Origin of the sequence: Pseudoalteromonas sp. KG3, assembly GCF_030436385.1 — a bacterium.
GTDB classification, from domain to species: domain Bacteria; phylum Pseudomonadota; class Gammaproteobacteria; order Enterobacterales; family Alteromonadaceae; genus Pseudoalteromonas; species Pseudoalteromonas prydzensis.
The window spans coordinates 376802-391513 of record NZ_CP098523.1 but is presented as its reverse complement, the minus strand read 5'-3'; the positions used below and the strand labels follow the sequence as shown (position 1 = coordinate 391513).

Below are 14712 nucleotides of genomic sequence, written 5' to 3'. Positions count from 1 at the left end.
AGCTTACTCAGCGTCTTTTTTGGCTTTAGTTGCTTTTTTAGGCGTTGCTTTTTTGTCCGCTGCTTTCTTTTTAGGTGCAGCTTTCTTCTTCGCCTCTTCAACCCACTTTCCTGCATTATAATGTGCAGTCCAGCCAGTTGCCTTGCCGTCAACCTCAGTCATTACATATTGTTCTTTATTCTTACGACTATAACGAACAATTGCTAAGTTACCATCAGGATCTTTTACTGGTGCATCCGCAAGGTAGTAAAACTTAGGTGAAATCCGATCTCTAAAACGTTGTAACTCTTCCACTTTAGGGGCGCGAGTTTCGCGTGATTTAGGGAAAGTATTCGCTGCTAAGAAAATACCAGCAGCACCATCACGTAGCACAAAGTATGCATCCGATTTTTCACATTCAAGTTCAGGTAACTGGACTGGATCTTCTTTTGGCGGCGCAGCTTCACCATTACGTAGTAATTTACGAGTGTTCTTACATTCATCATTACTACAGCCAAAATATTTACCAAAACGACCTGACTTAAGCTGCATATCTGATGAACACTTATCACATTCAATGATAGGGCCATCATAACCTTTGATTTTAAACGTGCCCTGCTCAACTACATAACCCTTACAAGCAGGGTTGTTACCACAGACATGTAATTTGCGAGTTTCGTCTATAAGGTACGAATCCATTGCCGTTTCACATATTGGGCAACGCTTCATTTGCATTAATGTTTCGGTTTCAACATCTTCCACATCAGCTGCAACTGCTTCGTCACCTGACACTAGATTCATGGTTGTAGTACAACGTTCTTTAGGTGGTAAGTTATAACCCGTACACCCTAAGAATACCCCCGTTGAGGCAGTGCGAATACCCATTTTTCTACCACAAGTTGGGCAGTCAATGTCGGTTTCAACCATTTCATTTTTACGCATCCCCCCTTCTTCTTCTTCGCCACTGGCTAAAGTCAATTGCGTAGAAAAATCAGCGTAAAATTTATCGAGTACTTGAGTCCAGACTCGCTCGCCTTCAGCGATGTCATCTAAGCGACCTTCCATTTTTGCAGTAAAGTCAAAGTTCATCAGATCAGTAAAGTTCTCAACTAATCTATCCGTAACAATCTCACCCATTTTTTCTGCAAAGAACCGGCGGTTTTCAACGCGCACATAGCCACGGTCTTGGATCGTTGAGATAATTGACGCATACGTAGATGGACGGCCAATACCTCGTTTTTCAAGCTCTTTAACTAAACTCGCTTCACTAAAGCGCGCCGGCGGCTTAGTAAAGTGCTGTTTAGGGTCAAGCTCAACAAGGCTTAATATCTCGCCTTCTGTTATTGCTGGCAAAGATTGGTCTTCTTCATTCTTCTTACGCACTGCAGGTTGTACTCGAGTCCAACCATCAAAACGTAACACACGCCCTTTCGCTTTGAGCTGAAAATCAGCGGCATTCACAGTTAAGGTTGTTAAATCATATTCCGCAGCAACCATTTGACAGGCAACAAATTGGCGCCAAATTAGCTCATAAAGTTTTTTCGCATCAGGGTCTACGCCATCTAAATGACCAGACAATACCGTAACACTTGAAGGACGGATCGCCTCATGCGCCTCTTGAGCATTTCCTTTCGAGCTATAATTAACAGGCTCTTTCGGTAAATACTTATCGCCGTATTGCTCGCTTACATAATCACGACACATAGCCACCGCATCTTTCGACAAATTCGTCGAGTCAGTACGCATATAAGTGATGTAACCGGCTTCATACAAGCGTTGTGCTAACATCATGGTCTTTTTAACACCATAGCCTAAGCGAGTACTGGCAGCTTGTTGCATGGTTGAAGTAATAAGTGGTGCGCTTGGGCGACTTTTACTTGGCTTTTCTTCTACACTGACAACTTTATATTCAGCCTTTTCTAGTACTGCAGTTGCAGCCATAGCTTGGGCTTGGTTAACTGGTTTAAAGGCTTTATCGCCTTGTTTAACGACTTCTAAACGAAGGTTAGATTCAGAATTTTTGACATCCGCATGAATATCCCAAAATTCCTCAGGGATAAATGCTTTGATCTCGCGCTCACGCTCCACCAATAAACGTACTGCAACAGACTGTACGCGTCCAGCCGATAAACCGCGGGCAACTTTAGCCCATAATAATGGCGACACCATAAAACCAACCACACGGTCTAAAAAGCGACGAGTCTGCTGGGCATAGACCATGTCGGTATTTAGCTCTCCGGGTGCTTCAAAGGCAGCCTGTATGGCATTTTTAGTGATCTCGTTAAATACGACGCGTTTATATTTTTCTGGCTCGCCACCAATGATCTCTTGCAGGTGCCAAGCTATTGCTTCCCCTTCTCTATCCAAATCCGTTGCGAGATAGATTTGGTCAGCATTTTCAGCAAGCTTTTGTAATTCTTGAACAACTTTTTCTTTACCTGGTAATACTTCGTAATGTGGCTGCCAACCTTGCTCTGGATCAATCCCCATTCGAGCAACTAAATTAGTATAATCACGCTGTTTTTTGTACGCGGCCTTTTCTTCTGGTGCCATTTTTCGCACTTCTGCAGGTGTTTTTACAGCAGTCGTTTTGGTTTTGCCTGAACCGGAGGTAGGAAGATCTCGTACATGCCCAATAGAGGACTTGACGATAAAATCGTTTCCTAAATATTTATTAATTGTTTTAGCCTTAGCAGGAGACTCTACAATTACTAGCGATTTGCCCATAGTTGCCTATTTCTAACCAAGTATTTTAAATGTGTTTTGCCCATTTACGGGCGCGAATATTTATAGGTATATCTACAAACACCAATTGTTACAAGCTTTTAATACAAACTTTTCTGTTTTTAATGATTAATTAAACAATTATTGCCGTTAATTTAGACAAAACGATGTTTTTCGGTATTTGCAGTGGAATATATAGAATAGCAACAAAAATGCCAACCTTAAGGTTGGCATTTATTTTAATATAATTAAAAACCAAGTTAGCCATCATCGCTAATTTGTAACTGGGCAGTAGTAATATTATTTTTTGGTGTAGTAAATGTAATTGCTAAAAAGCCAACCGTTTTCTTATTAGGTTCAGCTTCTCGGCTAATTGATAAAGCAAAACCTGCTGCTGTTGTCGCTGCAGAGTTACCGACTTCAAAGCCTGTACTACCGCTATAATCACCATTTTCAGTACTGATCGCAACAGTCGTTTCAGCTGGAATTGGGTTATTATAAATGTCGCTGTAATATAGCATAAACGACAATGATATAAGCTCAGCCCCACTTGGATAATCAGAAATATTAATTTCTGTAATATCGCACAACTGTTCATTAGCATTTGCTTCAAGTCCAAGAACAACATCTGAAGCAGAGCCATCATATTGGTTAGTAATATCGGTGCAATTATCAATGCTATTAGCCACACCCAATGCATCCACAGATGGATCACCATTAACATCAGTATCAGCTAATATAGATGCAAACTTACTTTCTAAACTTGCTTTATCAATTGTGAAACGATAATAAACACTACTTCCAGACATAATAACTTCAAATGAACGACGCACATCAATAAGCTCTTTATTACACATATTGGCGGCTTCTGCTGCCTCAGTACATAACAAGCCATTATATTTGCCATCTAACAAAGTATGCATGCCGTTGCTGTCAATATCGCCAATAGGCTCTTCAAATTGTGCACCGTTGGATGCAAATTCACTACATGGATCAGCATCAGAACCATCAGTACAATTTTGTTGCTGTTTGACAACAGTCGCTGTTATTGGATCATAAATTGCGGATAAACCATCGTAAATACCGTTTTCATTATGATCAACAAACGCTTCATTCAAATCATAACCTGAGTAATATTCATTACTGTCAAACACGCCATTACCATTAATATCAATGAACGACTCTTGTCCCTTTGCAGTAACCAATACTGTTGCTCGGCCGCCTAAAGGCACCCCTAGTTCGTTAGTATTTGCATTCAAAATCCCGTTAATACAAGGTGCCGGACTATTTCTGTATAAGTCACAGTTACGGGTTGCTGCTAATAAGCCAGCAAAATTAGCATTGCTGGTTAATTGTGCCAAAGTCACTGCTGATGATTGCACAAATGTTGGATCAATTTCCCCTTCAACATCTTCTAAGTACTTTGCTTTAACTTGAAGTAGCTTTTTAGGGTTATAGTCATTAATCTTATTGCCCCATTTATCTTCAGTAAAAGGTCTTGGATTTTGACTGCGCCATTGAGCAACACATAATCCATCAACAGTTCGACACTCTAATTGTGGGTTTCCATCAGTGCCATCTAATGTACCGACCGCTCCTCCTTCAGTTGTTAAATAAACTGCGGTGCCATCAGGTACTGGATTATTAAAGTGATCGGCTACCAGTACAGTAATGTCGAAGCTCTCATTATCATAGCTCAGTGTTTCGGTTGTATAGTTTGTTATTGCAGCAGTAAAACTATTGTTATCGGGCAGCCCTGTACTAATAGACAATAAATCAGACACAGTGATAATTTGTTCATCTAAAGAAATGAGAGACAAGCTACCTGTTGGGCAAGTTACGTGATCAGAACGATCAGCTTCCGCTTTTTGGCATTCTAAATAAACATCTTGCCAACACGTTACATCATCATTTTGCTCTACAGGAATTTGCTCGTCTGGAATGTAGCATGCTTGGACACGAACAGCCATTGGCACAAAGCCCGAATTAACTTGTACACGAGCTAGTCCTTCAGCGTCTGTATCAACACTATGGTGTGATAAGCTTATGTTTCCATTTGTCGATGTTAAACGAAAATCAAGGCGCTTACTCGCTACATCTTTGCCTATTTTGTCAATTAACTTAAAGGTAAGTTTACTGTTTTCTTTACGGCCAACACCTCCAGTTCCTTTCAATGCAATCACATTGTCAGTCGCTTCAACAAACTCAATTGACGCAACATCGGCCTCAGAAACAGGAATATTAACAGAGGCAACCTCTGGCGTTCCACCAGTTAAAACAGTTGCTATAACGGTATCACCTTGTGCACTTTTACAACCATCTGTACGGTAAGTTGATGTTGCCACACCACCAATACTGGTTACTTTACCATCAATAATTGACTGGCTATTTTCAACACAACCCGATGTAAATTCAACATCGAAAGGGGTCACAATTAAATTACCATTTACATCCTTTATTTCAACTGTAATAACGGTTGTAGCACCAGCAGCGAGTGGTTGATACTCATCTGCAATTGGGTTACCCGCAGCATCAAGCAAATTTGGTAAACCGTTATCAATAGCCACCGATAATTCTACCGTGCTAATAGAGAATGCTTTATCTAAATTGGTACCTTTAGCCGTTGCAGTTAAGCTACCAGCACCGCTATTTGCTCCTGGTTGCAATTTTAATAATGCAAAGCCAAAATTATCAGTTAATGCTTTGCCAGAGTCTGGTAATAAACGTCCTAAATCAGTTGTTAACTCTGTAATAATACCAGAGATACCATCACCACTACTGATATCTGTTACTTTGACTAAAACATCGATTAGCTCATCAGATGAAAACTGATTCGTTACTGTACAACCAGTTGATGGATCTAACGGATTTAACGAAACCGTATTTCGGTTAGCATCCCAATTAGCATTACAACCTTGCAGTAGCTTAATATCTAACTCAGCCTGAGCACTTTCAACAGGCGCGTCATCACCACTCGAAATAAAGCCCGCCGTTTTTGATATAGCGTCCCCTGTTTCGCTTGTATATGTTGCGATAACCTGCCCTGCACCTTTAAAGTTACCGCTACTAAGAGTGACTTTTGCCTCACCATTTTCATTTGTAAGGGCAGTCCCTAACTCAGGCGTAATTTTACCCGTGAAATTAGTCGAAAATGAAATAAGCTGACCAACTAAAGGGTTCTCATCATCAAAAAGTGTCGCAGTCACAGTCCCTTTGTTGTCTTTACTCACGGGATTTGATTCACTAAAAGGGGCACCATTTTGATCAACTATTGTTACACTAAGAGTGACTGAGCCGCTGCTCTGCTCTCCCTCACTACCATCAGATGAAAAACCAAAATTGACTGAATATATTTGTTCATCCGCAGCATAACTTGCGGTCACAATACCAGCCCCTTGATTAGCGCCAGCCGTTAGTTTAATAGCAGCAATACCATTATCGTCAGTCAAAGCAGTACCTGATTCAGGCTCTAGCAAACCAATTGAACTGTTTAAAGAAAAATTAATGATTTCACCTGATACCGCGGTACCATTATTTAAGAGTGTTGCAGAAATAATAAGCGGCTCATCAAGGGTTACCTGATTGCTCAGTTGCGAACTGGATGCGCTGCTGCCAACAACTGAAATTGTATATGCTGGCTGCACTGTCGCACCATCCCCTATACTCCCCCCATCCTTTTCAAGTGAACCACCGCCACCACACGCCGTGATCAAAAAACTTAACATTACGACACTGAGCCATCGCATTAAAGGCATTGCCCTCTCCCTAGCGTTTGTTATTAATAATGTGAATATAAAATTTACCCAATATTAACCTATATCAAGCTTTAAAATCACAACTTTTATTACTTTTTTATGGTTTTTTTGAACAATATTTTTTTTTCATATTTAGCGATTTTTTCTGTATAAAAATCTACATGCTGGTAGGCTATGGCAAATTTATAAAAATAGATTGTTACTATGTCGAAAATCCGTTCAATGAGTTTAACCACCCGTATCATGATTGGTATGCTTTCGGGTATTGCAGTAGGTTTTATTTTCCAAGCAATATTAGCTGGCGAAGACGATTATCTAATCCCACTTGGATTATTCTCTTTGCCAATTAAAAGCTTTTTTGTTGATGGTTTATTTCATATTGGTGGACAAATATTTATCGCCAGTTTGAAAATGTTAGTTGTACCGTTAGTCTTTGTTTCACTTGTTTGTGGTACTTGTAGTTTAAGTGACCCAAAAAAGTTAGGGCGATTAGGCGGTAAGTCAATCGGCCTATACCTTATTACTACTGCTATTGCGATTACAGTTGCAATTACCTTGGCTTTATTAGTGAATCCCGGTGAAGGCATTAATTTACCTTCTGACGCTACTTATAGCGCAAAAGAAGCACCAACGCTTGCGCAAGTTATCATTGGCATGTTCCCAACCAATCCGATTGATGCGATGGCCAGTGGTAACATGCTACAGGTTATTGTTTTTGCATTGCTGTTTGGTATTGCCATGGCACTTAGTGGCAGCGCAGGTAAACGAGTCGCGGCCGTTTTTGAAGATTTAAATACCGTTATCTTAAAATTAGTGACCCTATTAATGAACGTAGCACCTTATGGGGTGTTCTGTTTAATGGCGAAACTATTTACCACCATTGAGCTGAACTTAATCGTCAGCTTAGCTAAATACTTTGGTGTGGTGATGGCGGCGCTTGCTATTCATGCGTTTGTTAACTACACCATTTTATTAAAGCTATTAACAGGCTTAAACCCAATCATATTTTTAAAGAAAATGAAGCACGCATGCCTGTTTGGTTTTAGTACTTCCAGTTCAAGTGCGACTATGCCTATCACCTTAGAAACCGCCACCAAAAAATTAGGCGCAAAGAACTCAGTTGCTTCATTCACAATACCACTGGGTGCAACCATCAACATGGATGGCACGGCTATTATGCAAGGTGTTGCGACAGTGTTTATTGCTCAAGTGTTCAGTGTTGATCTAACTATTTCTGATTACCTAATGGTGATCCTAACCGCTACACTCGCCTCTGTCGGCACCGCAGGTGTGCCAGGTGTAGGCTTGATCATGCTTGCCATGGTACTTAATCAAGTTGGTTTGCCTGTAGAAGGGATTGCAATCATCATCGGTGTTGACAGGTTACTTGATATGACCCGTACCGCTGTGAATGTGACAGGTGATTGTATGGTTACCTGTGTAGTGGCTAAATCTGAAGGTCAATTGGATGAGGACGTATTTAACGACCCTGATGCAGCCAAAGATTTAGAGGATTATCATAAATCCACTGACTAAGCATTTTGTGTAACCGTCAGCTATAAAAAACCCGCAAAATAGCGGGTTTTTTATTATCTAAACAGCGTTAATTAAAGTACGGTCAGACTATGGGTTTAAGCCTTTAAAACGAGAAACTAACGATATACCCGTTTTATTAACTGTGTTACTCAGGCCAATAGCAAACTTATCACTGAGGCTCTTTTTAATTTTATAATGTACTTTATAAATTTGTCGCTCATTTTGATGACTGAGTAAGGTATCATCACTGGTTTGAATTTTATCAACTAGCCCTTTACCAATTGCTTGAGTTGCAAACCAATGCTCGCCTGTTGCAACTAAATTAATATCTAGGCTAGGACGTTGGCTGCTGACAAACTGTTTGAATAAATCATGGGTTTGTTCTATTTCATCTTTAAATTTTTCTCGCGCTTTATCGGTATTTTCACCGAATAGCGTTAACGTGCGTTTAAACTCTCCAGCGGTTATCTGTTCAAAATCAACATCATTTTTCTTGAGAATTTTATTAAAGTTTGGAATTTGCGCTATCACACCAATTGAGCCAACAATAGCAAACGGTGCGGCAACTATTTCATCGGCCACACAGGCCATCATATAGCCACCACTGGCTGCCACTTTATCAATCGCAACACTAAGGTGAATACCTTTATCTTTCAAGCGTTGCAGCTGAGATGCAGCTAAACCATAACCATGCACCACACCGCCACCACTTTCTAACCTAACCAGTACTTTGTCTTGTTTAGGATCAGCAATTGAGATGATCGCGGTAATTTCTTCGCGCAAGCTGTCGACTTCATGAGCATCCATACTGCCATTAAAATCAATGACATATAAACGTGGCTTCGACTCTTCATCAGTGGTTTTTTTAGCCTCATTCTTTTGTGCTTTATGGTGCGCTTTTAATGCTTTTTTAGATAACGTACTTTCAATAAAGTTATTTTTTAAATCATCGAGTTGCTCTGAGAGATCATCAATCTCAATTTCACCTTTTTTACTTTTAGGCTTTACCGCTGCAGCAACACTTATCAAGATGATTGCAGCAATGGCAATCACAAAAGTCGCGGTTTTAGCTAAAAACAAGCCGTACTCATATAAAAATTCCAATTGTATTCTCCATATAAAAATTTCACCTAATTTACCATTCAAACAAAAAAAAGCCACTTTTCAGTGGCTTTTCATCATTTTGATACACTTAGAAATTAGTCAGTGACAATCTCTGTGTTATCGATTGATAACGCAAGGCCACGTGTTGCTAAATAACTAGCAATTTGTAATTGCATTTCAGTTGTCGCTGCGGCGCTATCTTCTACCGTTGAGCCTGCAGCTTCATTTGGTGCAGGTGTGAGTACTGAACTGTGATGTCCTTTAGTAAATTTCACTAGGTAACTCATGCCCTCACCCGTTGGCGCTTGCGATTGGGTTACTGTTGTTAAGCCCATTAAATTAGCTAATGGCAATGAACCCGCAAGTGGGTTATTCACTGTTGTTGGCGGAATAACTTGATCTGGTTTATTACCAGCGCCGTCACCAACCACCACATTCATATAAACAGGCGTGCCAAGTGCTTGTACCGTTGCGGCATAATTTGTTGGATCGCCACTATCAAGTGCCGTTTGTGCAGCAAATGAGAATTGCGTCATTACAGCCTGAATATTTGCAATTTTAGTCGTTTCACCTGCGACGGTTAAAGCAGTCATGTATTCAATATAGCCACACGAAATGCTTGCTTGAGTTTCTTCACTTTCTCCACAGTTCGCTACTGCAGGACCTTCTCGGTAAGCTTCAAATTCAGCAGATTCTACGGTATCTGCTGATTTTAAAACAGAGCCTTGTACAAATGGCCCGAAAGAAGCAGACTCAAGTAAGAAGCTGGCAATCCCGCCGCCGCCACTTGCTAAAGCGACGGTATTGACTTTGAACAAACCATCAACTTGGCTATCTAAAGGTGTGTTAGCTTGAGTAACAAAAGCGGGAGCAACTACCGAACCTAGTGAATGGCCAATAAACACTACATCAGAAGTGTTAAGTGATGTATCGTTTGTAAAGTTTAGACCTAGACGTAAAGCAAGTAAATCAGCTGCAGACTGTCTTAAATTGTCACGTGCTACTAGTAATGATTGCAAGTTCATATACGCCAGAACAGAACCTGTTGATGCATTAAAATCATCATTACCATCGTCATCCACGTCTATACCACGTTCACCATGCACTGGATGGTCTATTGAGGCCGTTGCAAAGCCTTGAATCGCTAAACTAGCCGTTAATGCCAACATATCTTCTTTTTTAGAAGTAATACCGTGTTGCATAATAACAACAGGCCAACCACCCGCAGGCATTTCAAGTGCCGACATACCAAGACTTTGTGTTCTGATAAAATTTATTACAGGCAAAATAGGTTTTGTTATCTGAACAGGCACTTCTTGCTGGCTTTGTACTTTAGGGATCGGATTGTATTTTGTTAAGTGACGAGTAATATCAATTTTCGGGTAATCATGTAATCTCCCCTCACTTAAACCTTGGCAAAGCGGCTCATATGAACCAACATCAAACATGGTAGGATCAATTTCATCTTCTTTTCCTGCTTCGCGCAGCGCTTGATCAGCTGCTTGCTGATTAAGAACGGCAACTGGGCTTGAACACATGCCTTGCCAATATGTGTCAGCCAAGTTTGCAATTTCTTTCCCTTCAGGTTGAGATAAATACATAGGCAGTGTCACACTACCTTTTTGATATTGAACACCTGCAAATGCTGGCGAAAGTCCAGTAACACCTTGTGAAGCAAAGACTTGCTCAACCGTTAACATTGATTGCTCTGGGATTTGAACCATTGGTGTTGGCAAAGCTGGGTTTTGCAAGCTCGCTGCTAGTAACTTTTTAATAGTACCAAGTACCGGACCAACAGACTGAATCGTCATCGCCCCACTAAAAATAATATCATCTTTACTAATAGTGCCACCTGAGGTGACCACATTTTCATAACTGTTTACCACGCCTTGCAGCGCTAACTGGCTCTCGGTGATCAGTGGCGTCTCCTCACTAACCAAACCATAAGTTGATGAAGGTTCGATAGAACGCCCTAATGAATCTTTAAGCTCAGTCGTCAGCACATTAATATAAGAGCTGCCAGCTTTAAACGGTTTTAGTGGAATAATAGCAACCGCATTGCCACTTGCTTTAGTGATGAAATCAACGCCAAAGGTTAATTCACCTAATAATTTACATCCAGCTCCAGCAGGTACCGCTGCGCAATCTGCATCTGTTAAACTCGCGCCCATAACAACTTCAAAAATACGCACAGATCCCGGCGCTCCAGCCGAACTTTCATCAAGGCTAACATTCGCAGGAAAGGTAAGATCTACTTTATAAGGAACTTGGCTAGACCAGCCATCAAGTGCACCTAGTGCCAGTGACGGGTTAACATAGGCACTTCTTGGCACTGATACGCCATTAGCACCCAACTCACCGGGGATATTAATAGTGCCATCTTTTGTACCACTCATTAATAAGTCATTTGGCACTGAGATCTCCCCATTTACGGGATCAAATTTCACCGTAGCCGCGGGTATAACCGGTGGTGTATCACTTTTAACATCTTCTAACGTTTCACCGCCGCCGCAACCAGCTAGAGCAGCTGTAATTGCAAGTGAGAGTAGCATTTTTTTCATGTTGTTTGCTCCGCACGTAATCTTTTTTTTATGTGTGTGTTTAATTAAATTCTTTTAAGTTATAGCGTAATATTTGGTTAAAATATTGTAATTAGATTATTAATAAGACATTAGACCAGTTAAAGTTAACGTAAAGTTTCAAATTTCGCCACCTTATTTTGCAATAAATTCGATAACTTGGTGTTTTGCTATGTTAAAATCAATGAAATTGATTCTTTTGGACCTTTATTATGCAAACTTATAAAGCGGCTGAAAATGCCCTACAAGACAAAGTTATCCTGATCACTGGTGCGGGTGATGGCATTGGCCGCGTCGCGGCAATAACGTATGCAAAACATGGCGCAACCGTTATTTTACTTGGTAAAACCACCAGCAAACTAGAAGCCGTTTATGATGAAATAGTTGCTGCTGGCGGTCCAAAACCGGCAATTGTACCTATGGATATAAAAGGTGCCAGTAAACAAAATTTTCGTGATTTAGGCGCAACCATCGAACAACAGTTTGGCAAGCTCGATGGTTTACTTAATAACGCGGCTATTATTGGTTCATTAGGTCCACTTGAGCATTTTTGTTCTTCTACGTTTGATAACATCATGAAAGTGAATGTGACTGCTCAGGCGATGATCACAAAGTATCTGTTTCCTGTATTACGTAAATCGCCATCAGCGTCAATTATCTTTACTTCTTCAGGCGTTGGTCGCCAAGGCCGTGAATTTTGGGGAGCCTATGCCATTTCCAAATTTGCTGTTGAAGGCATGATGCAAACATGGGCATGTGAAGTTGGTAAAACAAATATTCGCATCAATTGTATCAACCCAGGTGCAACACATACGGCAATGCGTGCCAGTGTCTACCCGGGTGAAGATCGAGATAAGCTAGCGTGCCCTGAAGATTTAATGCCAACTTATTTATACTTAATGAGTGACGATTCTATAGATGTGAATGGTCAATCATTAGATGCACAAACAAAATAAGCAAACTTTTAAATTAAAGTCGCTCTATAACAACCAGCCAGTCTGTAAATACTGACTGGCTGGTTGTTATACCCTCCCCCAACAACAGACTTAATTTAGCACTTAAAAATAGCCTTACTCGTCTCGCATCGTTTAACTACATCAGCAAAAATCCCCTTCAGTAGTTACTGACTATATTATTATTGATTAGATCAATATCAGTTATTGAAAACAACAATTTCATAAATAGTGAACTTAGCACTAAAGTAAACCCATACCCAATGAGTTAACCACTACAATTAAGAGACAACATTATGATGCAAACTACAGCAAGCTTTACCCAACAAGACGGATTATTCATCGATGGTCATTTACACACCTTCATTGAACAACAGCTTTGTCAGCAAATTACACTTGATTGTGCTGATGTTTATCAAGCATTAGCAACATTAGTGGATGAGTTTGGCTGTCAATGCCGTAAAAACAAGCATTTTGAAAACGACAGTTTAGATGCTCAAACGTTGCTACATGCTTATCAAGTTGAGCAAAATCACCCGCATTGTCATGTTGATGCACAAACCACTACAGCCGTGTTAGATGAGTATTGCTGTCAGGTTCCGGCAATTATTGTAGTTGCTTTAATGGATACTTTAAGTGGAACACTAAGTGATGAACAGGGTGCTAAAGCGATTTACCAACGCGCTGCAACCTTGACTAATCGACCTTGTACATATCGTGCAACGCTTAAAAATGCCAACGCAGCGTAGATCATGAATAGCCTAAACGCTCGATTATCCTTTGCGTGAAATCACTGCAACTGAGGATAGTCGAGTTTTGTTGCTGTTGTAAATCAAACGTCACTTCACCCGCCCCTAATGTCTGTGCTAACGCATTTTCAATTGCTTGTGCAGCTTCATGCCAATCCATAAAACGCAGCATCATGACCGCACTTAAAATACTACTTGTCGGGTTTGCACTATTTTGCCCAGCAATACGTGCAAATGTGCCATGGGTAGGTTCAAAAAAAGCCACTTCGTTATTCAAATTAGCCGCTGGCATGATGCCAATGCCGCCTACTTGTGCGGTCAACATATCCGCTAAATAATCACCATTTTGATTAGTGGTTACGACCACATCAAATTGCTCAGGGGTCATTAGTGCTTGCTGTAGCATGTTATCGGCAATCACTTCTTTGATAATAAGTGGCGCTTGCCCTTCGCGGGGGATCTCTAACCAGCGCCCATTTCTGTGTGCTTGCGCGGCAAATTCTCGTTCTGCCAAAGCAAACCCCCAACGCTTAAATGCACCGTCTGTAAATTTAAGTACGTTGCCTTTATGCACTAAAGTAACTGAACTACTATTTTGCGCAATCGCATAGTTCAGCGCATAACGTACTAACCGCTCAGAGCCTTCTTTAGAGATATTTTTAATGCCAATTCCACACTGTTGATCAAATCTCAGCCGGGTTACTCCCATCTCTTGGCATAAAAAGTCCAGCATTTTTTCAGCTTCTACACTGCCTGCTTGCCATTCAATGCCTGAATAGACGTCTTCTGAGCTATCGCGAATAACCACAATATTGGTATTTTCAGGGTGTTTTAATGGCGAAGGCAGTGCAGAGTAACCCTTGATTGGGCGCATATTGACGAATAAATCCATTTCATGGCGTAAGGCAACGTTCAGTGAGCGAAAACCACCACCGAGTGGAGTCGTTAGCGGCCCTTTGATTGCTATTTTAAATTGCCGTACGGCATGGATCGTTTCTTGAGGAAACCAATCTCCGTCATACAACTGCGCCGCTTTTTCACCATTAAACACTTCCATCCAATGAATTTGACGCTGTCCTTGGTAACATAATTGCACGGCATGATTAACGACGTTCCGCATGCATGGGGAAATATCTTGCCCTACACCATCACCATCAATATAAGCGATGATGGGTTGCGCGGGTATATGCCAAATACCTTTGTTATCAATACGTATTTGCTCACCCTGTGGTGGAATTTCAATATGTTGATAACTCATACTATTGCCATGCTTTTTGTTATAGAGTGTTGATATAACAATTAAACCATGCTTAGGGGCTAATGTCGTGGTTTT

The 14712-nt window shown here is 40.8% G+C and carries 8 protein-coding genes; 3 read left to right on the top strand and 5 right to left on the bottom strand.

The window, feature by feature from the left end; all coding sequences use genetic code 11:
• Positions 1–3: 3 nt before the first annotated feature.
• Together topA and NDQ71_RS02005 are read right to left on the bottom strand one after the other, a co-directional pair.
• Positions 4–2706 carry a type I DNA topoisomerase gene (gene topA / locus NDQ71_RS02010; RefSeq protein ID WP_192540729.1) on the bottom strand — a complete coding sequence of 901 codons (2703 nt, stop codon included), beginning with the start codon at positions 2704–2706 and terminating at the stop codon, positions 4–6.
• Positions 2707–2963: 257 nt separating this feature from the next.
• Positions 2964–6458, bottom strand: coding sequence for a hypothetical protein (locus tag NDQ71_RS02005; RefSeq protein WP_192540728.1), 3495 nt, complete (start codon positions 6456–6458; stop codon positions 2964–2966).
• 204 nt (positions 6459–6662) lie between these two features.
• Here NDQ71_RS02005 and NDQ71_RS02000 point away from each other — a divergent pair, with 204 nt between their 5' ends.
• Positions 6663–7994, top strand: coding sequence for a dicarboxylate/amino acid:cation symporter (locus NDQ71_RS02000; protein ID WP_192540727.1), 1332 nt, complete (start codon positions 6663–6665; stop codon positions 7992–7994).
• A gap of 87 nt (positions 7995–8081) precedes the next feature.
• Here NDQ71_RS02000 and sohB read toward each other — a convergent pair whose 3' ends face one another.
• Both sohB and NDQ71_RS01990 read right to left on the bottom strand, forming a co-directional pair.
• Entirely contained in the window at positions 8082–9098 is a 1017-nt protein-coding gene (sohB, locus tag NDQ71_RS01995) for a protease SohB (RefSeq protein ID WP_192540726.1), read from the bottom strand.
• 95 nt (positions 9099–9193) lie between these two features.
• Positions 9194–11659, bottom strand: coding sequence for a VolA/Pla-1 family phospholipase (locus NDQ71_RS01990; protein ID WP_301562166.1), 2466 nt, complete (start codon positions 11657–11659; stop codon positions 9194–9196).
• Between the two features lie 230 nt (positions 11660–11889).
• Here NDQ71_RS01990 and NDQ71_RS01985 point away from each other — a divergent pair, with 230 nt between their 5' ends.
• Together NDQ71_RS01985 and NDQ71_RS01980 are read left to right on the top strand one after the other, a co-directional pair.
• Positions 11890–12633 (top strand): YciK family oxidoreductase, encoded by a 744-nt coding sequence (locus NDQ71_RS01985; protein ID WP_064666101.1) that lies wholly within the window; start codon positions 11890–11892, stop codon positions 12631–12633.
• 296 nt (positions 12634–12929) lie between these two features.
• Positions 12930–13379: a hypothetical protein gene (locus NDQ71_RS01980; RefSeq protein WP_192540733.1), complete on the top strand. Its 450-nt coding sequence runs from the start codon at positions 12930–12932 to the stop codon at positions 13377–13379.
• Position 13380: 1 nt separating this feature from the next.
• Here the strand turns inward: NDQ71_RS01980 and icd are convergent, their stop codons facing one another.
• Positions 13381–14637 (bottom strand): NADP-dependent isocitrate dehydrogenase, encoded by a 1257-nt coding sequence (gene icd / locus NDQ71_RS01975; protein WP_192540724.1) that lies wholly within the window; start codon positions 14635–14637, stop codon positions 13381–13383.
• Positions 14638–14712: the final 75 nt, after the last annotated feature.

Coding starts and splice junctions, on each gene's coding strand:
- topA (WP_192540729.1), bottom strand. CDS start 2,706: ATGGGCAAATCGCTAGTAATTGTAGAGTCTCCTGCTAAGGCTAAAACA.
- NDQ71_RS02005 (WP_192540728.1), bottom strand. CDS start 6,458: ATGCCTTTAATGCGATGGCTCAGTGTCGTAATGTTAAGTTTTTTGATC.
- NDQ71_RS02000 (WP_192540727.1), top strand. CDS start 6,663: ATGTCGAAAATCCGTTCAATGAGTTTAACCACCCGTATCATGATTGGT.
- NDQ71_RS01990 (WP_301562166.1), bottom strand. CDS start 11,659: ATGAAAAAAATGCTACTCTCACTTGCAATTACAGCTGCTCTAGCTGGT.
- NDQ71_RS01985 (WP_064666101.1), top strand. CDS start 11,890: ATGCAAACTTATAAAGCGGCTGAAAATGCCCTACAAGACAAAGTTATC.
- NDQ71_RS01980 (WP_192540733.1), top strand. CDS start 12,930: ATGCAAACTACAGCAAGCTTTACCCAACAAGACGGATTATTCATCGAT.
- icd (WP_192540724.1), bottom strand. CDS start 14,637: ATGAGTTATCAACATATTGAAATTCCACCACAGGGTGAGCAAATACGT.